This window comes from Streptomyces sp. NPDC001415 (genome assembly GCF_053597395.1).
Genome location: NZ_JBSFIE010000005.1, coordinates 112,892 through 131,875 on the forward strand (window position 1 = coordinate 112,892; position 18,984 = coordinate 131,875).

20 protein-coding genes are annotated in these 18,984 nt (G+C 70.6%); 6 read left to right on the forward strand and 14 right to left on the reverse strand.

What is annotated here, in order from left to right; translation table 11 throughout:
* Positions 1 to 86 precede the first annotated feature (86 nt).
* The 5 genes from ACWC2B_RS08355 to ACWC2B_RS08375 all read right to left on the reverse strand — a co-directional run bounded on the left by ACWC2B_RS08355 (position 87) and on the right by ACWC2B_RS08375 (position 5,842).
* On the reverse strand, positions 87 to 1,469 hold the full coding sequence (locus ACWC2B_RS08355) for a cytochrome P450 (protein ID WP_450715670.1): 1,383 nt from the start codon (positions 1,467 to 1,469) through the stop codon (positions 87 to 89).
* A gap of 179 nt (positions 1,470 to 1,648) precedes the next feature.
* A complete protein-coding gene (locus ACWC2B_RS08360; protein ID WP_450715671.1) occupies positions 1,649 to 2,068 on the reverse strand; it encodes an SsgA family sporulation/cell division regulator in 420 nt (139 codons plus the stop codon).
* A 75-nt stretch (positions 2,069 to 2,143) separates the two neighbouring features.
* Positions 2,144 to 3,052 carry a SigB/SigF/SigG family RNA polymerase sigma factor gene (locus tag ACWC2B_RS08365; RefSeq protein ID WP_450715672.1) on the reverse strand — a complete coding sequence of 303 codons (909 nt, stop codon included), beginning with the start codon at positions 3,050 to 3,052 and terminating at the stop codon, positions 2,144 to 2,146.
* A 151-nt stretch (positions 3,053 to 3,203) separates the two neighbouring features.
* Positions 3,204 to 3,614, reverse strand: a complete 411-nt coding sequence (locus ACWC2B_RS08370; RefSeq protein ID WP_450715673.1) for an ATP-binding protein — start codon at positions 3,612 to 3,614, stop codon at positions 3,204 to 3,206.
* A gap of 374 nt (positions 3,615 to 3,988) precedes the next feature.
* Positions 3,989 to 5,842 (reverse strand): transketolase, encoded by a 1,854-nt coding sequence (locus tag ACWC2B_RS08375; RefSeq protein WP_450715674.1) that lies wholly within the window; start codon positions 5,840 to 5,842, stop codon positions 3,989 to 3,991.
* Positions 5,843 to 6,010: 168 nt separating this feature from the next.
* On the opposite strand from ACWC2B_RS08375, the gene ACWC2B_RS08380 reads away from it, so the two are divergent.
* Positions 6,011 to 6,154, forward strand: coding sequence for a hypothetical protein (locus ACWC2B_RS08380; protein ID WP_450715675.1), 144 nt, complete (start codon positions 6,011 to 6,013; stop codon positions 6,152 to 6,154).
* Complete coding sequence (locus tag ACWC2B_RS08385) at positions 6,151 to 7,509, forward strand: cryptochrome/photolyase family protein (RefSeq protein ID WP_450715676.1); 1,359 nt, start codon at positions 6,151 to 6,153, stop codon at positions 7,507 to 7,509. The genes ACWC2B_RS08380 and ACWC2B_RS08385 overlap by 4 nt, the downstream gene beginning before the upstream one ends.
* A gap of 61 nt (positions 7,510 to 7,570) precedes the next feature.
* Here ACWC2B_RS08385 and ACWC2B_RS08390 read toward each other — a convergent pair whose 3' ends face one another.
* Positions 7,571 to 7,975, reverse strand: coding sequence for a hypothetical protein (locus ACWC2B_RS08390; protein ID WP_450715677.1), 405 nt, complete (start codon positions 7,973 to 7,975; stop codon positions 7,571 to 7,573).
* A gap of 301 nt (positions 7,976 to 8,276) precedes the next feature.
* Positions 8,277 to 8,990, reverse strand: a complete 714-nt coding sequence (locus tag ACWC2B_RS08395; protein ID WP_450715678.1) for a helix-turn-helix transcriptional regulator — start codon at positions 8,988 to 8,990, stop codon at positions 8,277 to 8,279.
* Between the two features lie 92 nt (positions 8,991 to 9,082).
* Here ACWC2B_RS08395 and ACWC2B_RS08400 point away from each other — a divergent pair, with 92 nt between their 5' ends.
* Positions 9,083 to 9,964, forward strand: coding sequence for an NmrA family NAD(P)-binding protein (locus ACWC2B_RS08400; protein ID WP_450715679.1), 882 nt, complete (start codon positions 9,083 to 9,085; stop codon positions 9,962 to 9,964).
* On the opposite strand, the gene ACWC2B_RS08405 is transcribed toward ACWC2B_RS08400, so the two are convergent.
* From ACWC2B_RS08405 to ACWC2B_RS08420, 4 genes are all read right to left on the reverse strand, one after another.
* The gene (locus ACWC2B_RS08405) at positions 9,959 to 10,579 is read right to left on the reverse strand and encodes an antibiotic biosynthesis monooxygenase (protein ID WP_450715680.1); all 621 of its coding nucleotides are present in this window, start codon (positions 10,577 to 10,579) and stop codon (positions 9,959 to 9,961) included. The two genes, ACWC2B_RS08400 and ACWC2B_RS08405, sit on opposite strands and share 6 nt — an antisense overlap.
* 179 nt (positions 10,580 to 10,758) lie before the next feature.
* Positions 10,759 to 11,271, reverse strand: coding sequence for a DinB family protein (locus ACWC2B_RS08410; RefSeq protein WP_450715681.1), 513 nt, complete (start codon positions 11,269 to 11,271; stop codon positions 10,759 to 10,761).
* A gap of 52 nt (positions 11,272 to 11,323) precedes the next feature.
* Positions 11,324 to 12,346, reverse strand: coding sequence for a VOC family protein (locus ACWC2B_RS08415; protein ID WP_450715682.1), 1,023 nt, complete (start codon positions 12,344 to 12,346; stop codon positions 11,324 to 11,326).
* Complete coding sequence (locus ACWC2B_RS08420; protein ID WP_450715683.1) at positions 12,346 to 13,239, reverse strand: ketopantoate reductase family protein; 894 nt, start codon at positions 13,237 to 13,239, stop codon at positions 12,346 to 12,348. The genes ACWC2B_RS08415 and ACWC2B_RS08420 overlap by 1 nt, the downstream gene beginning before the upstream one ends.
* A gap of 322 nt (positions 13,240 to 13,561) precedes the next feature.
* Between ACWC2B_RS08420 and ACWC2B_RS08425 the strand changes: the two genes are divergently transcribed.
* On the forward strand, positions 13,562 to 14,464 hold the full coding sequence (locus tag ACWC2B_RS08425) for a LysR family transcriptional regulator (RefSeq protein WP_450715684.1): 903 nt from the start codon (positions 13,562 to 13,564) through the stop codon (positions 14,462 to 14,464).
* Positions 14,465 to 14,490: 26 nt separating this feature from the next.
* On the opposite strand, the gene ACWC2B_RS08430 is transcribed toward ACWC2B_RS08425, so the two are convergent.
* Positions 14,491 to 15,240 (reverse strand): maleylpyruvate isomerase family mycothiol-dependent enzyme, encoded by a 750-nt coding sequence (locus tag ACWC2B_RS08430; RefSeq protein ID WP_450715685.1) that lies wholly within the window; start codon positions 15,238 to 15,240, stop codon positions 14,491 to 14,493.
* Between the two features lie 372 nt (positions 15,241 to 15,612).
* On the opposite strand from ACWC2B_RS08430, the gene ACWC2B_RS08435 reads away from it, so the two are divergent.
* A complete protein-coding gene (locus tag ACWC2B_RS08435) occupies positions 15,613 to 16,128 on the forward strand; it encodes a hypothetical protein (protein ID WP_450715686.1) in 516 nt (171 codons plus the stop codon).
* A 146-nt stretch (positions 16,129 to 16,274) separates the two neighbouring features.
* On the opposite strand, the gene ACWC2B_RS08440 is transcribed toward ACWC2B_RS08435, so the two are convergent.
* A complete protein-coding gene (locus ACWC2B_RS08440; RefSeq protein WP_450715687.1) occupies positions 16,275 to 17,537 on the reverse strand; it encodes an MFS transporter in 1,263 nt (420 codons plus the stop codon).
* A gap of 207 nt (positions 17,538 to 17,744) precedes the next feature.
* On the opposite strand from ACWC2B_RS08440, the gene ACWC2B_RS08445 reads away from it, so the two are divergent.
* The gene (locus ACWC2B_RS08445; RefSeq protein ID WP_450715688.1) at positions 17,745 to 18,125 is read left to right on the forward strand and encodes an ArsR/SmtB family transcription factor; all 381 of its coding nucleotides are present in this window, start codon (positions 17,745 to 17,747) and stop codon (positions 18,123 to 18,125) included.
* Positions 18,126 to 18,311: 186 nt separating this feature from the next.
* Here ACWC2B_RS08445 and ACWC2B_RS08450 read toward each other — a convergent pair whose 3' ends face one another.
* Positions 18,312 to 18,905, reverse strand: a complete 594-nt coding sequence (locus tag ACWC2B_RS08450; RefSeq protein ID WP_450715689.1) for a TetR/AcrR family transcriptional regulator — start codon at positions 18,903 to 18,905, stop codon at positions 18,312 to 18,314.
* Between the last annotated feature and the right edge of the window lie 79 nt (positions 18,906 to 18,984).

Sequence of the window (18,984 nt, forward strand, 5' to 3'; positions counted from 1 at the left end):
TCGTCACCGTATCCGGACCGAGCCCGGCGCGGCACGCGATTAATCCCTGCCCCGATCCCCGCAGCGCACCCCCTCCGCCGGCGAGGTCAACTGGCAAGGCCCGTACGCCGGTTGATGCCTCGCAGGGTCGCGTGGAGCGGGGTGGCGGGTTGCAGCAGCAGGCCGACGCGTGGTGGCACCTCGGTGTCGGGCAGGTCGAGGTGGAAGCGCTGGGCGAGGGTGGCGAGCACCAGGGCGGCTTCGACCTGGGCGAAGCGGGCGCCGAGGCAGGTGCGCGGGCCGCCGCCGAACGGGTACCAGGCGTGGTCGGGCACCGGGTCCGGGGCATCGGCGCCCCAGCGTTCCGGGCGGAACCGGTCGGGCGCTGAAAACCAGCGGGGGTCCCTGTGGGTGGTCCACGTGCTGCACCAGACGATGGTTCCGGCCGGGATGCGAGTGCCGCCCAGCGTGGCGCCTTCGCGGGCGACGGCGGGGATGAGCCACACCGGCGGATAGAGGCGCAGGGCTTCTTTGACGATCTGCTGGGTCCAGGTGAGGCGCTCGTAGTCGTCGATGGTGGGCGGCCGTCCGGCCAGCACGTCCCTCAGCTCGGATTCGAGGCGGGCGCGGGCCTCGGGTGCACGGGCGAGCAGGTGGAACGTCCAGGTCAACGCCGTGGAGGTCGTCTCGTGGCCGGCCACCCAGAGGGTGACGGCCTCGTTGCGCACTTCCCCGGGCGAGAGCGGACGGCCCTCTTCGTCGCGGGCCGCGAGGAGCCTGGTGAGCAGGTCGTCGGGCTTTTTTTCGGCAGCGCGGGACAGGTCCTGCCGCTCCCTGATGAGCCGGTGCACCTCGCTGTCGATGGTGGCCACCGCCGCGACGAGGCGCCGCCGGGACGGCGTGCGTACCCAGGCGGGCAGGAAGAGGCTGAAGCCGCGCACCTCCGCCCCCACCGCCTGCTCGGCCACGTCCACGGCGTCACCCAGGGCCTCCCCCTGCTGCCCCAGGTCGTTCCCGAACAGGGTGCGCAGGACGATCCGCTGCGTGATCAGCGCCATTTCTCTTCTGACGTCGATCCGCGCCCCGTCGCGCCATCGGTCGGCCGCCACTTCCGCGCAGTCGACCATCGCCTCAGCGTACGACCGGACCTGGCGCGGCCGGACGGTCGGCTGGACCAGGGAGCGCTTGCGCCGCCAGTCGTCGCCCTTGCTGAGAAGGACGCTCTGCCCGGTGATCTGCTGGAGCGCCCAGCTCATTTCGAGGATCTCGTACGTGTCCTCGCGCGCCGCGAGCAACTCCCTGATGTGCCCGGGGTGCGAGATGAACAGGCTGCGCCTCGGCCCCAGGGACCAGGTCACGGCGTCCCCGAAGTCGTCGCGCAGGCGGGTCAGGAAGCCCAAGGGATCCTTCCCGAAGGCGACGAGATTGCCCAGCGCGGGAAAGCCGCGCGGACCGTGGACGGGGTTGAGCGGCAGCGTGGATACGGGCAACGGAACTCCCGGGGTATGCCTGTTGGGCCCCAACGTAACGACTCCCTACCCGTCATTCCGGCGCGACAGGCAACCGGGCGTGGACCGAGTACCCGGAGGCCGCAGGGGTGGCTCGCCGGAATCCCGGAGAGCCACCCCAACTGGGCTGACATTCAAGGTAGTTCACAGGACCAGGCGGGTCATCCCGCTGTCAGCACCTCGGTGAGGAAGGCGTCCAGATCGACCTCTTCCTTCCCCGGCGGGACGGCCTCGTACGTCCTGTCCAGGAAGTCCCGCAAAGCCGGCTCCCACGTGGAGAACGCGACGCGGCCCCATTCGCCGTCGAGCCCGCAGCCCGCCAGTTCGAGGCGCACCTCGCGGCGTCCCGCGACCACGTGCGGCGCCACCCGTATGTCTCCGTCGCCGACCGCCCGCCCGAGACCCCGGGCCAGCAGGTCCCGCTCGATCGTCCAGGTGACGGCGACGTCTTCCTGTAACTCGAAGAGGAGGCGGATCGCGAAGGGGTCGTCCGAGTCGTACAGCAACTGTGTGACCACCGGGAAGCACTGCGCCCCGTCGGCCTCCAGATTCATGAACACGGTCTCGCACAGGGAACTCACGGATCGCCTCCAGCGTTCAGCTCGGGCAGGCAGACAGACACCGGCCCTCCGGGAATCCGCCGGCATCGCCGGCGGTCAGGCGCGTGCGGACCGGCCCTCGATCATGCCGGCGCGCAGCTTGGTCAGAATGCGGGACAGCAGGCGCGAGACCTGCATCTGCGAGACCCCGAGCTGCCGGCCGATCTCGGCTTGCGTCAGCTCCCGCCCGAACCGCATGCTCACGATGCACCGCTCGCGCTCGGTGAGCGCACCCATCAGCGGCGCCAGGGTCTGGAGGTTCTCCACCTTCTCCATGCCGGGGTCGTCCTCACCGATGAAGTCGACGAGCGTACGGCTCCTGCCTCCGGCCGCACCGCCCGCGTCTTCCGTGTCGGCGGACATGTCCAGGGAGCCGGCGGTGTAGCCGTTGGCCGCGACGAGGCCTTCGACGACCTCCTCCTCGTCCCGGTCCAGGTGTGCCGCGAGCTCCCGCACCGTCGGGTCGCGGTCCAGTGCGAGGGCGAGGCTCTCCTTCGCCTTGGCGATCTCCACGCGCAGTTCCTGGAGGCGGCGCGGCACGTGCACCGCCCACGTCGTGTCGCGGAAGAACCGCTTGATCTCGCCCACGATGTACGGCACCGCGAAGGAGGTGAACTCCACCTCGCGCGACAGCTCGAACCGGTCGATCGCCTTGATCAGACCGATGGTGCCGACCTGGATCACGTCCTCCATCTCGCCGCTGCCGCGGTTGCGGAAGCGGCCGGCCGCGAAGCGCACCAGCGAGAGGTTCATCTCGATGAGCGTGTTCCGCGCGTACTGATACTCCTCAGTGCCCTCGTCCAGGACCTGAAGCCGCTCGAAGAACACCTTGGACAGCTGGCGGGCGTCCTTCGGGGCGACCTTTGCCGCATCCTCAACCCAGGGCGACTCCCCCGCCCGGGGCTCCATGGTCGTGGCCGTCGTCCGGTCCGTCCGATCGCGTCCCGTCACCCGTGCCGCTGCCATGAGGACAACCTCCCTAGTCACGTGACTGCATCCGTCGAAGCCATCGGGTGCCCCTCGCGAATAGGATCATGCGTACGTCTTGCGTACATGGCCGAAGCACGCGGTACGGGCCGGGCGCCGCGGGCCCCCGACAAGATCCGCCGGACAGGCCCTAGCGCGGCAGGGCTACGCAGACGCTCTTCCCTCCGTCGCCGCACGGCGTGACGGCCACGCTGCGGGCGAGGCGGCGGACCAGCTGCCAGCCGAATCCGCCCTCGTACCCGCGCAGGTCCGGCGGGCGCTCCTGCGGCGGGACGGGGCTGGGGTCCCGCACGCTGATGTGCAGCGTGCTGCGGTCGGCGGCGAAGTCCAGGGCGGTGGCGCCGCCCGCGTGCCGGAGCGCGTTGGTGACGAGCTCGGAGACGACGAGCACCACGTTCTCGGCGCTCTCCGTCGTGGGCCGGGGCGCCAGCGTGGAGAGGAACGCGCGGGCCGCGTCACGTGCCTGGGCCGGCGTGGCCGGGCCCGGGCTCCGTAGGGCGGAGCCCGGCGGTGGACCGGTGCCGGCAAGCGGGCGAGCCATGTTCGAGACCCCCAGAGGATTTGCCCGTGGTTATGGATGTGGTGGGGCTTCTGCCCAGATTCGCCGCGCTCGAACGTGCGCCCGCCGCACTGAAATCCGGCCGGATCCCGGCCTGGAGCATCTCGCCTGAGAGCCTGTGTCTAAACCCCGTCCGGATCAGGCCGGGGCGTCTGGTGCGTGCGATCGCAAGGCGCCGGAAGGTCCTCGTAGCGGAGCTACTAGGGCGTTTCGGTAACGCGGCGAGCGTGCGTGCCAGGCGCCACGGGCCCGGGCGGGGTTTAGACACAGGCTCTGAATCCGCGGTCGGTTGAGGTGCGACGCGGGCTGGGGAGGCCGCACGGTGCCCTGACGTGAAAGCCGTGCGGCCCACCGCTTCAGCGCACGACGGCGTGTTCCACAAGGAGCCGTACCGCCGCCGCGATCGACTCGGCGTCGATGCCCGCCAGGTGCAGTTGTTCCTCGGGGCTCGCCGAGGAAGGCATGTGCTGCACGCCGAGCCGGACCAGGCGCGGGACCGGGCGGCCGTCCGTGAATGCCTCGGCCACCGCGTCGCCGATCCCTCCCTGCACGCGATGGTCCTCGACCGTGACGAGGCACCCCGTGGCCTCCGCCGCCTCCCGGAGGGTCTCCGCGTCTACGGGCTTCACCGAGTACAGGTCGATGATCCGCACGTCGATGCCCTCCCTGTCCAGGTGCTCGCCCGCGCGCAGCGTCTCGTGGACGGTGATGCCCGCCGCCACGACCGTCAGCCGGTCCCGGTCGCCGGAGCGGAGCACCTTGGACCCGCCGGGCCGGAACTCCTCGTCGGGGCCGTAGATGACGGGCGTGCCTCCCCGGCTGGTGCGCAGATAGCGCACCCCGGTCAACTCGGCCATGGCAGCGACCAGTTGGGCCGTTTGGTTGGCGTCGCACGGGTAGAGGACGGTGCTGCCGTGGACGGTCCGGAACATCGCCAGGTCCTCCAGGCCCATCTGTGACGGGCCGTCCCGGCCGATCGCGACCCCGGCGTGCGAGCCGACGAGGTTGATACCGGCCCGGCTGACGGCGGCCATCCGTACGAAGTCGTGTGCGCGGGTCAGGAAGGCCGCGAACGACGAGGCGAAGGGGATGTAGCCCCTGGCCTGGAGGCCCACCGCGGCAGCGACGAGCTGCTGCTCGGCGATGTAGCACTCGAAGAACCGCTCGGGGTGGGCCTTGGCGAAGAACTCCGTGCGCGTGGAGTCTCCCACCTCGCCGTCGAGCGCCACCACGTCCTCGCGCACCGAGCCGAGCGCGGCCAGCGCCTGCCCGTAGGCGTCGCGGGTGGCCACCGAGTCACCCACCTCGAAGCGCGGCAGGTCCAGGTGTCCGCTGTCCGGGTGCCGGCGGGCCGGGGCGGCCGGCGGCGGGGAGACCTCGACGCGGACGAACCGCGGGCCGCCGAGTTCCTCGATGGCGGCGTCCGCGTCCGGCAGCGGCTTGCCGTGCTGACCCTCCCGGTCCTCGACCTGTGCGACGCCCCGGCCCTTGCGGGTGCGCGCGATGACGGCGCTGGGCTGCGAGGACGTGGCCGCCGCCTCGGCGAACGCCGCGTCCACCGCTTCGACGTCGTGCCCGTCGACCTCGATGGTGTGCCAGCCGAAGGCTTTCAGGCGGCGGGCGTAGGCGTCGAGGTCCCAGCCGTGCCGGGTCGGCCCGCGCTGGCCGAGCCGGTTCACGTCGATGATCAGCGTCAGGTTGTCCAGGTGCTCGTACGCCGCGTGTTCGGCGGCCTCCCAGACGGACCCCTCGGCCATCTCGCTGTCGCCGGACAGCACCCACACCCGGTACGGCGCGTCTTCGAGCCGCTTGCCCGCGAGCGCCATGCCGACGCCGACCGGCAGCCCCTGCCCGAGCGAGCCCGTCGCCACGTCCACCCAGGGCAGCCGCGGGGTGGGGTGTCCCTCCAGGCGGCTGTCGCGACGGCGGAAGGTCAGCAGTTCCTCGTCATCCACGACGCCCGCCGCCCGGTACATCGCGTACAGCAGCGGTGAGGCGTGCCCCTTGGAGAGGATGAGCCGATCGTTCCCGGGGTGGTCGGGTCGGTCGAAGTCGTAGCGCAGGTGGCGGGCGAGCAGGACCGCCGCCAGGTCCGCGGCGGACATCGAGGACGTCGGGTGGCCCGAGTTCGCCGCGGCGGCTGCGCGCACCGCGTCCACCCTCAACTGCTGCCCCAGGTCGGCGAGTTCCCGCGCGGCTTCGCGTTGCATGTCACTCCTCGCGTTCGACGGCCCGTCCGGCGGGCCGGTTGGGCATGGCCAAGAGCAGCGCTCCGGCAACCTGAGCGCGCACCCGGCGGCCACACGGGCCGGAGACCTGCTCCTCGCGTCGAGTATCCCCGAGGGGCGTGCCCAAACGGTCACATACGGTTGCCAAACGTGTCGATGGTGGCGCTCGGAGTGGTCCCTCGCCACGCCCGCGCCCGGATCACCGTCGCGGCGGCCGCCGTCCAGGAAGATCGGACCGGCCGGTGTCTCCCTGCCCGGCTGAAGGACGTACGCCCCGAGGAGTCGAGCGAGTGACGGTGTCGGTAGCCCTGTTCACGTCCGATCTGCGGTTGCACGACAACCCGGTGCTGTCCGCCGCCGCGCGCGGGGCCGATCAGGTCGTCCCGCTGTTCGTGGACGACGACGGGGTGCGGGCGGCCGGCTTCGACGCCCCGAACCGCCGGGCGTTCCTGGCCGACTGTCTGGCCGACCTGGATGCCGGGCTGCGGGCCCGCGGCGGGCACCTGGTGGTGCGTACCGGCGATGTCGTGGAGCAGGTCTGCGCCGTCGCGACGTCGGTACGGGCCGAGCGGGTACACCTCGCGGGCGGCGTCAGCCGGTACGCCGCGCGGCGCGAGGGGCGGCTCCGTGTGGCACTTGAGCGGCTCGGCCGCACCCTGTCGGTGCACGACGCGGTGGTGACCGCGCTGGCGCCCGGGGCCGTCACCCCGGCGGGCAGCGACCACTACGCGGTGTTCACGCCGTACTTCCGGCGCTGGGCCGAGGTGGGCGTACGGGATGTGGTGGCCGCGCCACGGAAGATCTCGGTGCCCGAGGTGGCGCCCGGCGTCCTGCCCCGGCGCGCCGACGTGGGCGGGGTGTCGCCCGGCGTCATGGAGGGCGGGGAGACGGCGGGCCGACGGCGCCTTCGGAGGTGGCTCGCCGGAGGCATCGCCGGGTACGAGGACGGCCACGACGATCTGGCGGGCGATGCCACTTCCCGGCTCTCGCCCTTTCTGCACTTCGGCGCGTTGTCGGCCGTCGAACTCGTCCACCTGGCACGGCGCGAGGACTCCCCGGGCGCGCAGGCGTTCGTCCGGCAGCTGGCCTGGCGGGACTTCCACCATCAAGTGCTCGCGGCCCGCCCGGAATCGGCGTGCGAGGACTACCGGCCGCGCGGCGACCGGTGGCGCCAGGACGAGCGGGAGATCGCCGCCTGGCGCCAGGGGCGCACCGGCTATCCGCTGGTGGACGCGGCGATGCGACAGCTCGCCCACGAAGGGTGGATGCACAACCGGGGCCGGATGCTGGTGGCGGGCTTCCTCACCAAGACCCTGTACGCGGACTGGCGGATCGGCGCCCGCCACTTCCTGGACCTGCTGGTCGACGGCGACCTCGCCAACAACCAGCTCAACTGGCAGTGGATGGCGGGGACCGGCACCGACACACGGCCCAACCGGGTCCTCAACCCGGTGGTCCAGGGCAGGCGCTTCGATCCCTACGGCACTTACGTGAGCCGATGGGTGCCCGAACTCGCGGGCCTGGAACGGAAGTTCATCCATGAGCCCTGGAGGCTGAGGGCGGCGGACCGGGCCGAGGTCGACTACCCCGGCCCGATCGTGGACCTCGTGGAGGGACGCGCCCGCTTCGAGCGGGCGCGGGGCGTCTGAGGCCGGCCCGGCGACCGGAATCGGCGGCCCTTGGCTCAAGTGGCTCAAGACGCCTACGGCCTCACCAGCGGTCGATGCCCATCGTCTTCGCCGCGCTGTGGATGGCGTTGTAGTGAGCGATCGACATGCCGGACTTCTTCTGCTTCGGCGGAAGGTTCCGGTCCGTGTGCCGGAACTCGTCGCGCGCGGCGGCGAGCAGGCTCGTGCCGTAGCTGACGGCCACGTCGTCCTTTCCGTGAATGGGATGCGACTTGGCCGCCGTCTGGCTGCCGGCCTTGGCCAGGATGCTCCGCGCCTGGTTGTACGCCGCGGGCTTGATCGTCTTCGGGTTGGCCGCCACCGAGTGGGCACCGCTCACCGAGTGCGCGCCATCGGCGACGACCGCGGCGGAGGCGGGCGCGACGACCGCGGCCAGAGCGCCGACCGCTATCGCGGCGGCCATACCCGTACGGACGATGAACTGCATACGATTCCTCGCTTACTGGATGAAAAGCGTGCTGAACCTTGCACCTCGAAGCCTGCCGCATGCGGGCAAACGGGGACGAGTGCCGCTGGCCGGATCCCGGTGGCCACTCCCCCGCCACGGGACGGCGGGAGACATACCCGCGCCTGCTCGGACGCGGCGGACATCAAGGCGCCGTAAGGTGTCACATCTGTCCGAATCCGGCGTCCCGCACGGCGCGGCGGGCGCTGGTCGGGCATCCGGGGAGGTGTCGCCCATGCTCCTTCCCTGACATGTTCCTTCCCTGACAAGGGAGTTGGGGCAGTCACCTGTCTCGGACGGTCCTGCCGAAGTCGGTGGTCAACCAGTGTTCGATGGACTCGTCGGGGAAGTCGTGGGGCCGATAGGCGCCCGCCACCGGGGAGACGTCGGTGATCCGGTCCAGCCGGAAGAGGCGCCAGTCGTCCCGGTCGACGTCGAAGGCCACGAGGTACCACTGTCCCGCGCGCAGGCAGTGGCGGTACGGCTCGACCAGGCGGGTCGACGGACGGCCGTGCTGGTCGACATACCGGAACCGGAGCCGGTCGTCCGCCTCCACCGCGTCGGCGATCACGCCGACGGTTGCCGCCGCGACCGCCGCGCCGGGCTGCTGCAGCACCTCGGTGGCGAGGTCCGTCGCGGCGGCGCGCCGACGCAGCGGGCGGGGCAGGATCTGGTCGAGCTTGAGCAGGGCACTCGATGCGACCGCCTCGTCGGGAAGCCAGGCGCGGATGAGGTGCAGTCCGGCCACCAGTGCGGTGATCTCGTCGGCGCTGAACAGCAGCGGCGGGACCTTGACTCCGGGGCTCAGCCGATAGGCACTGCCCGGCCCCGGACGGGCCTCGACGGTGTACCCGAGCCGACGCAGCCGCTGGGCGTCACGTCGTACGGTGCGGATGCTCGTGCCGAGCCGTTCGGCCAGGTCCCCGGCCTTCCACTCACCCCCCGACCGCAACAGCGTCAGCATGGTCAGGGTCCTGTTCGTCGGGTCGAGGTCCATTCCCTCAGCCTTCCCGGAAAGGAGGACGGCTTCAGGCCGCCTCTGCCCCTAGCGTGAACCATGTCAGCCGTGTCACCGAAGGAGAGGAAGCCATGCGGATCGCTGTCACCACGCCGACCGGCAACGTCGGCCGCCACCTCGTCGCCGCGCTGCTCCGCGCCGGGATCCGGCCGCGCGTCCTGCTCCGCGACCCCGCCCGGCTGGCTCCCGAGGTCCAGGATCACGTGGATGCGGTGCCGGTCGACCAATACGATGCCGACGCGGTGGTGGCCGCGACCGTCGGTGTCGACGCCCTGTACTGGGTGAACCCGACCACCGGCAGCGAGGATCCCCTCGCCGACTGCGCCCGCGCCACTGGCAGCGTGACCCGCGCCATCACCGAGAACCGCGTCGGCCGCGTGGTTTTCCAGAGCAGTGTCGGAGCCGAGAAGCGTCACGGTGCGGGGGAGATCGACGGCCTGGCACACACCGAGACGGCTCTGGACGGCCTGGGCATCGATGTCACCCACCTCCGCTGCGGCTACTTCTTCACCAACCTCGAACTTCAACTCGCCGCCCTGCGAGCCGGAGTTCTCCAGGTGGTCCTCCCGCTGGACCAGCCCATGGCGTGGGTGGCGCCGCGTGACATCGCCGAGGTGGCCGCCACCCGCCTCCTGTCCCCCGCCTGGTCCGGACGCCGCGTACAGGCGGTGCACGGCCCTGCCGACCTGACGTGGCGTCAGGTCGCCGGAATCCTCACCGCCGCCACCGGCCGAAAGATCAGCGTCGAGCAGATCACGGACGACGCCATGCGCACCCAGCTCCGCCGGGCCGGGATGTCGGACGCGACGGTCGAGGCCATGCTCGGAATGTCGACCGGCCTGCGCGAGAACTTCGTCCCCGAACAGCGCCGCACGATCCGGACGACCACCCCGACCACCCTCGCGGCGTGGGCCTACGACCGCCTCCGGCCGCTGATCGACGACGCGTCATAGGCGACCGGTGCCCTTGGCGTTCCTGAGCGAGGCGCCGTCCCCTCCCTGGAGGAACGAGTGGTGGAGCGTGTACCGCTTGGAAGAGGTGCTGTCAGCTGTGGTTTCGTCGTGGGAGGCGTCGTCGGCCCACTCGGTGAACACGATCGCGCGTTCATCGCCGGAGGTGAGGTGGATGTGCGCCGCGAGCAGATCCGGAGCCGGCCCAACCACGTCCTCTACGTCTACCGCTGCCGTGGTGCTCACGGCGAAGATGCCGGACGGGCGCACCGCATCATGCATCACGCTGCGGTCCAGGCGGGTCCGGCGGAGCCCGGGACGCTCGATCCCGGGCACGAGCGCGTCGATGCGGCTGACCACATCGGCGCGATGGGCGCGTGCCCAGGTCAGGTGGTCCTCATCGCTGGTCCACTGAGCGTAGAAAAGAAGACTCGCGCCGTCCGTGGAGAGGAAGACGTGTTGAGCCAGTCGCCCTGACGGCGTCTCGGCCGCCGCCCACTCGTCGATCACGGCGTCGGCGGCTGTGCGTGAACGTTCGGCGGTACCCGTGAGCCACTCGCTGATCAGGGCTGTTCCGGCGGCAGGGTGAACGAGATCAAGAAAGCGTGTCATGGTCATCGACTCTGATACATCAACCGCACTTGAGGTCAAGTGCGCGAGGCGAGACACGAGTTGTCACAGGACGCTTCAGCCATTCAGTGACCGACGGCCGCTTCGGCCGGCGCCACGATCAGCCCGATCGCCCCGTCGAGCGCGCCCGCAAACCGGGCGGCCGCGGCGGCTGCCTGATCCCGGCGCTATACGCCGGTGGTGCCGTCGATGCGTTCCCGCACCAGGTCGGCGTGGCCGTTGTGGCGGGCGTACTCCTCGATCATGTGGACGTAGATCCAGCGGAGGCTGACGTCCTGCTCCATGAAGCGGCCCGTATCGGCCAGAACGCGGTCGGCGCAGTGCTCACGGGCACGGGCGATCTCCGCGTGCCAGGTGGCGAGAGCCTCGCTCAGGGTGGCGCCCGGGGCCACGTCGAAACCGCCGTCGGGGCCGTCCGGGTCGGCCTGCGGGGCGTAGATGGGCGGAGCCTGCTCCCCGGCGAGCACGCGACGGAACCAGTTCCGCTCGACCTCCGCCATGTGCTGGACCAGGCCGGTCAACGTGAAGCCGGACGGAGGCACGGACGCGACGGCGGCCTGCTCATCGTCCAGCCCCTCGCATTTCATGGCGAGTGTGGTGCGGTGAAAGTCGAGCCAGCTTTCAAGCGTCGTGCGCTCGTCGGCGTTCAAGGGCGGCATGGGGCGATCGATGGCGCTCATCAGTTGATTATCGCCAGCATCCGAAGACGTCGACAGGCGGGGTCTCAGGGCCTCACTGGACGGGAGCGTCGCCTGATGCGGCAGCAGCCCATGTGGCGTCGCCGGGGTCGAACGTGCTGATCTCGATCAGGTTCCCGTCCGGATCGCGCACATACGTGCTGGTGATGGGGCCTTGGGCGCCGGTGCGCGGTACGGGTCCTTCTTCCACGGTCACTCCGTTGGCGGCGAGAGCGGCCAGGATCTGGTCATGCGGAGTGTCGGTGAGCAGGCACAGGTCGGCGCTTCCCGGGGTGGGGTGCGTGGCGTGTGGGAGGAATTCATGGTCGACCCGATGGAGGTTGATCTTGCTGGTGCCGAAGGACAGAGCACGGCGGCCTTCGCCGAAGGTGACCGGGCGCATGCCCAGGACGCGTTCGTAGAAGTCGATGGTTCGGTCGATGTCGGCGACGGTCAGCACCAGGTGGTCCAGGGCAGTGATCCGGATCGACGGCCCCTCGTCGGAGGCGTATCGGCCGAGTTGCCGCGCACAGGCGTCCCACGCCTCGGTGGAGAGCAGGTCGCGCGAGGCGGTGAACAGCCTGTGCAGGGCGGGGCCGTAGCGGTCGGCCAGCTCGGCGTTGTGGGCCAGCACGTCGAGTTCGTTGGCTGCGGTCACTTCGAGGAAGGCGCGTACGTCCCGCTCCGGCGGGGTGTGTTCACGGCCGGTGAAGCGGTCGCGGAAGAGCACGGGTCGCCCGCTCCCGAGCCGCGGGTATACGGCGCCGCGGTCGCAGCTCGCGTACAGGTGGACCCATGCCTCGGCCCGTTCGCCGATCAGCGCGACGAGGAGGGCGCGCTCGCCTGTGGCCGCCAGGGCTTGGCCGAATCCGTCGGTTCCGTACACCGCGTGACACAGCCCCGCTGCCTGCAGATCCGGATCGGCGCCCCATTCGCCCAGGAGGCGGGCGACGCGGAGCAGGTGCTCCAGGAGGGTTCCGCCCGGGTGGGGCATCTCGGCGGCGCCCCGGGCTCGCAGGAACTCCTCGACGGCCGGCCACGCCGGGGTGCCCTCGCCGGACGGGCCGACCGGCCGCATCAGGCCTCCCGATCCGACTGGCGGGCCACTTCCGCGACCAGCCGTGCCGTGGTCGGGGTCTCGATTCCGTGGGCGGCTGCGGCGCGGAGGACCGCCCCGCCGATGGCATCGAGTTCGAGCGGCCGGCCTGCCTCGGCGTCGCGCTGCATCGAGGACTTCATCGCGTGCGGCGCCCGGTCGAAGAACGAGAGCACCGTGTCGGCCGTCATCGGTGTGCCCGCGGCCCGCGCCACGGCGGTGATTTCGTCGAGCACGGCGAGCAGCTCCGGGCGCCATTCACTGCGGACGGTTCCGACATCGGTCCGGTGCCGGGTGGTGAGCAGGGCGAACGGAGCGAGGAAAGCGAGCTTGTCCCAGAGCGTCGCGGTCTCGTCGGTACGCAGCGTCACACCGAGGCCGGCGTGCCGCAGCTGGTCGGCGAACTCGTCGAGTGGCGCTGCCAGTTCAAGGTGCGCGAAGGGGCTGGTGTGACTGATGCGCCCCGGCGCTGTGCGGGTGGCCTCGACCTTGATCGTGCCGGCGACGACCTTGGCCGAGGGGTAGCGCTCCCGCAGCACGGCGAGGTGGTCGAGGCCGTTGAGCAACGGAATCACGAGCGCGTCGCCGAGAACAGGGGCCGGTACGCGGTCGAGTGCCTGGTCCAGCGTGGTCTGCTTGACCGTCACGAAGACGGCGTCCACCGGCTCCCGCAACTGGGTGTCCGCCTTCACCTCCGCGGTGAAGTTCCCGTACTGCGTGCTCTTGAGGCGCAGGCCGTCCCGGTTCAGCGCGGCGGCGGTCTCCTCGCCCGCGAGGCAGATGACGCGATGTCCGTCACGGGCGAGCAGCGCGCCGATCAGGCCTCCGACACCGCCCGGTCCGAGGATGGCCACCGTCAGGTTGGTTGTGGGCACGTGCGCTCCTCTGTCGTGCTTGCTTGCCTGTAGTTGCCTGTCTTGCTTGCTTGCCTGTCGTCCGTGAGAGGCCTGTGCGGGCGGTACACGGCGCTCTGTCCGTCGGCGTTCTCTGCCCGTCAGTCGGAGTTCTCCGCCCGTCGGCGTTCGCTGCCTTGGGTGCGAGGCGGGTCGGCACCCGCCCGCCGTTCACCGCGTCCGGATCGGGTGAAGCGGCGGGCGGGTTGCCGCCCTGGGCCCTGCATCGATGATCAAGCATCCCGGAAACCCAAGTCAATCCACGGGTTTGCTGGCAAATACCCAAGCGATAGCTTGGGTTGCTGTGACTCTTGACGATCTCCGTGTCTTCACCGCGGTCTGCCGCGCCGGCTCCCTGAGCGCGGCTGCCCGCGATTTGTCCTGTACGCAGTCCGCGGTCAGCCAGCATGTGAAGCGGCTTGAGCGGGAGCTGGGCCTGAGCCTGCTCGAACGGCACACGCGCGGGGTGGTGCCGACGCCGGCCGGGCGCATGCTGAACGCCGCGGTCACCGAGGGTCTGGGGTGTATCGATCACGCACTGCGCCGAATAGCGGAAGCGGCGCGCGCCGAAGGCGGATCGGTGCGGGTCACGACGGGGGCCACGACCGTACGGCACTTCATGTCGGCGGCCGTCGTCGACTTCCGTCGGCGGTTTCCCCTGGCCAGCCTCGAATTCCAGACTGAAACTTCCAGTCGTGGCTGCTTCGACGCGCTCGCCGCGGGCGGCGTCGACCTCGCCTGGATCACCCTGCGGCCCGCGACGCGCGCCGTCGAACAGCATCCCGTCGTCGAGCTTCCCTGGTCCCTCGCCGTCTCGGCCACCGATCCGCTGGCCGCCAAAGCCTCCCTGGAACCGGCCGATCTCCAGGACGCCCGCCTCATCGGACTCCCCGAGAACTCGACGTCACGCCTCCAACTAGGCGCCTGGCTCGCCGAATCCGGGATCCGCCCGGTGTTCGACACCAGCGTCACCGACTGGGACACCGCGATCCTGCTGGCCGAGCTGGGCCTGGGCCACGCCGTCGTCCCGGCCCTGCCCGCCTGGACCGGTCCCGGCCATCCCGATCTGCGGCTGATCCCGATCCCCGCGCTTCCGGCACTCACCGCGGGCTGGGCCGTGCGCCGCTGGGACGACCTCTCCCCGCTGGCCCACGCGTTCGCCGAGCTGGTCGCGCACCATTGCGGCGCGCAGACCGTCCTTGCATAGCCGCCGTTCGAGGGCTGTTACGTCGTTCAGCCCCAGCCGGGTACTGGCGGCAGGGGCCATTTCGGCGGGGTCGGCAGGGGGAGCTCCGAGCGGAGCTGCGAGGAGGCACCCCGTCCGGCGAGCCAGGCGAGCACGGCGTGGCCGCTGCCACTGACACTGGGGCCGGTCGCGGACAGCGTCCAGGACTTGCCCAGGTCCTCGGCGTCGATCCGGGCGACGGCGAAGTGTTGGGCCGCCAGTGCGCCGACGGTACTGTCGAGCGCCCAAGTGACGTACGCGGCGGGCCAGTTGGCTGCGGTGTGGCCGAGGTTCAGGTCGGTGTGATGGGTTTCGAGTTCGCGCCAACAGCGGTGCAGGACGAACCAGGCGGGGTGCCGCCAGCCCGCGAGCGCGGCGACCAGGGTGGTCCAGCGTTCGGCGGGCATGGACGCCGCTTCGTCGAAGAGCCGGTCCAAGCTGGTGCGCAGGTCAGCGACGAGTTCGGCAGCACTGCGCATGGCGCCTTCGCGCAGCGCGCAATCCAGCGCGGCGGCGTCGGCGCGCGGCCCGGGCCCGGTGCCGGTCCGCGCGAGGACCAGCAGCCAGCGGTAGGCGTCGGCGCTGCGGGCGAGGTGGGTGACGACATGGCCGCGGCTCCAGCCGGTCAACGCGGAAGGCTCGCGGACCTGTTGGTCGGTGAGCGGGGCGAGGGTGGCACAGAGACGTGCCGCGGAACCGCGGACGTCGTCCAGGAGGCGAGTTACGTCGAGCGGGACGATGGCGATGTTGTCGGACACGAGCTCGTACTTTACGACCCCGCGCGCCCCTGAGGTGTGTCGGCCGGCGCTTGCTCATGTGCCCTGATCCGAGGGCGAGTTGAGTCATTCAAGGGGGAGTTGATTCAGCGCGGAAAGGGCCTCTCCATGCGATCGAGTGCGCGCAGGACCTCGATGCGGTCCTTCGCCCGCTTCATCCACGCCGGAAGCCGGGCGAGCTCGGGGGATGGCTTGCCTGGCTGAGGGCCTGCCGCACACGCCTGCGCACGGATCGCAGATCCGGACTGCGGACTGCGGACCGCGGGCCTCAGGCCGTGGACCGCACGCCTCAGACCCCAGCCCTCAGGCCCCAGCCCTCAGACCGCAAACCTCGGACCGCGATAAAGTCCCCGCATGTCAGACGCGTTGGCGACCACCATCACCGCAGCGGCGGGCCTCGGCGGGGCGCTTCTCGGCGCGGTGCTCCCGCAGCGTTTCAACGCCCGCGAACGGGCCGCGGAGGCCGAACTTGCCGATCGCAGGCGGTCTTTCGAGGACCGCCGAGAGGCGTACACGGCGATGAACCGCGCCGCCGAGCAGTTCCACACTCTCCTCAAGGACGCCCTGCACCGCTTGCGCGACGGTGTGTACACCGAAGAGGACCGTACCCGTCTCGAAGAGTCCCGCAGGGAGTACCGCGACCGCTATGCGGCGGCCCAGATGATCGTCCCGCTGCGGATCATGGAGGCGTCACGGGAACTCAACAAGGTGCTCGCGGAGGTCGATGCGGCGGCCAAGCGGATCGACCGCGGCCTCGCGCGTGACGGGGAGACCGCCGAGCACCTGCTCGTCGAGGCCAGACGGGCGGAGCCCCGGCTCGTGACGATGCGGACGCTGATGCGGGAGGACCTCGGGATCCGGGACGAATGACGTGGGTCGCCGGCGCCCCACAGCGGGCAGGAGTCGAGGAACACGGCCGCCCCGCCGCTGATCTCGGCGGCTTCCTCCGCCGCCTTGGGTGCGGTACGCATCTGGGGCTCGCGCTTCTTGTGGCTCACGGTGCGGGAGGCAGACTCTCAGGCCGACTCGGTCGTCCGCAGACGGTTGGCGGCAACGACGCATCCACCGACGACCGCCAGGGTCATCAGTAGGGCGCCGAAGACGGTGGCACCCCTCGTCAGCCCTACCGCATCGCTGAGGTATCCCGCCGATACGGGGAGCACACCGGCAAGTACGTAACCACCCATGTTGAGCGCGGAGTTGGCCTCGGCGAGGCGCTGGGGCGGGACAGCGGAGTTGAGCAGGGAGAGGCCGCCCAACTGGCCCATGCCCTGGCCCGCGCCGGCGAGCAGCGCCGAGGCGATGAGCACCGGGACCGACGAGGTGTGCACCGCCACGATGAGAGTGACCATGCTGAGCGTGGTACTCGCGGCTCCGGCGGCCAGGATCGTACGCCGGGACAGCCTCTGGACCGCGAACTGCACACCGGTGGCGGTGAGGAACATGGCGAAGGCCATGGATCCCGCGACCACGCGGCTCGTGGTGCCCAGGAGTCCGGACAGCAGGGACGGCCCGAGGGACAGCACGAAGGAGGTTGCCGTGATCCCGGGGGCGAACACGGCGATTCCCAGGGTGAGTTGGATGCCGCTGCCCTGCGGTACGCCGGGAATGCGCACCCGGCTGCCACCGGAGGGCGTTTCGGGGCGAGGTATGGGCATCCGTACGACGGCCACGACCGCAGTGAGCAGGAACACCGCCTCGACGACGAAGACAGCGACGGTGGGAGCGGGCAGCACTTCGGACATGACCCCGGCCAGAAGCGGGCCGAGCCCCGCACCGAAGACCATGGCGCAGGAGGCCAGCAGGGCCGCACGGCGCTTGCGCTCCTGCCCCGCCACATCGCTGACGGCCGCCATGCCCGCCGAGACGACGGCCCCGACGGCGATGCCCGTGAAGAGCCGGGCCACCACCAGGGCGGCCACCGACGAAGCGGTCGCGAAGATCGCACATGCCGCGAGGGCGAGCACGAGCGCCGGCAGGAGGACGGGCTTGCGTCCGAGCCGGTCGGACACCACGCCCGAGACCAGCAGGGATCCGAGCAGGCCGACGATGTAGAACGCGAAGATCACGGTCAGGGTGCCCTTGGAGAACCCGATGTCGCGCTGCCAGAGCACGTACAGCGGGGTCGCCGCGTTGGACAGGATGAACACCGCGGTGACGGGCCAGGCCGCCAGCCAGATCCACCAGGCGGGCACGACAACCGGGCCCTGCCCATGGAACACCCGGCTGCCCCGCCCCTCAACCACCGTGCGTTCAGGCATCGTTCGACTCTCCGACATGGTCGTCCCCTCCACCGAGTCCAGTACGAGATAAGTCGAACTTAGCATGCAGTACGATGAAACTCGTACATAGGATTCAAGCGGCGCGGACGACGCAGAGGCAGCGGACGATGCCGATACCGCGGAAGCTGCGGATGCCGCAGAAGACACGGACGACGCAGACGGGTCGCACGACTCGCGTTACGAGGACGCCACGAGGAGGGGCCAATGCCATCGACGAAACCCCGACCGCCAGCCATCAAGATCCCCGCAGAATCGGAGGGGCTCCCCCAGCCGCTCCCCGAACCATCCATCGACGACCTGCGCCTGGAAACCGTGCTCGGAGCGCTGAGCGACCCCCTGCGCCTGACCATCGTGCGCAAACTCCTCCTGGAGTCGGAGCACTTCGACCACCCCTGCGGCTGGTTCGGCCTCGAACGCCCCAAGTCCTCCCTGACCCACCATTTCAAGGCACTGCGCGAGGCGGGCGTCACCAGGCAACGCCAGTACGGCCTCGAACGCCGCAGCCAGGTGCGGGTGGACGACCTCAACCAGCGGTTCCCGGGGCTTCTCGACCTGGTTGCGGCGTGGGCGCCTGAGCCTCAATAGGGCGGTTCTGTACGGGAGTTGACGATGCCGGCCAGGCAAGGCCGACCCCGCCGCTCCACTCGCTCGTGCCCTGCGGGATGGCGTCCCGTGGGGTGGTGCAGGCGATCACGGTTGGGGCGTACGCCCTTTGGGCCGCGAGCGCCCGGGCGCCGGAGGTTCAGACACAGGCTCTCAGCTGCGCCACGCTCAAGCCGCGCCCGGCGCACACGTGTTGCCGAGCAGCCTATCCACCAGGAGTTCCGGGTAGCCGGAGGCCGGCGGATCGATACCGAAGATCGCCCGCAGGTAGAGCGGGGCGATGAGCTGGTCGAGGATCTGCTCCAGGGGCGGGGGATTTTCGCCACGGGCCGTGGCCCGCTCGCGGATGCGCTCGATGGAGTGGAGCCGACGCTGGAAGTGCTGTGCGCGTTCCGCCTGCATGTGGGCGCTGCTCGGCATGGACAGGGCGACGGCTCGCACGAGGAGGCGGCCTTCGGGTGTGCGGATGCTCGCCACCCCCGCTTCCGCCCAGGCGGTGAGGTCACCGCGCAGGGTGCCAGTGTCATTCAGTGGCCAGTCCCGTTCGAGCCGGGTGGTGACCACGTCGGCCAGGAGCGCCTCACGACTGCCCCAACGCCGGTAAATACTGGTGTGGTTCACCCCGGCGCGTTGCGCGATCGCGGGGATGGTGAGCTCCGCGCCCTCGGGGGCGGACAGCAGGTCGACGACCGCCTGATGGACGGCCGAGCGGACCTGCTCGGGACTCTTGCGGATACGTGCGGTCGGTTGCTTCGAAGTCACCCCCACATCGTAAGCACAGATGTTTGCTTCGTGGCGCTCGGAGGGTCTACAGTCTGCCGTAAGCACAGATCCGTGCTTA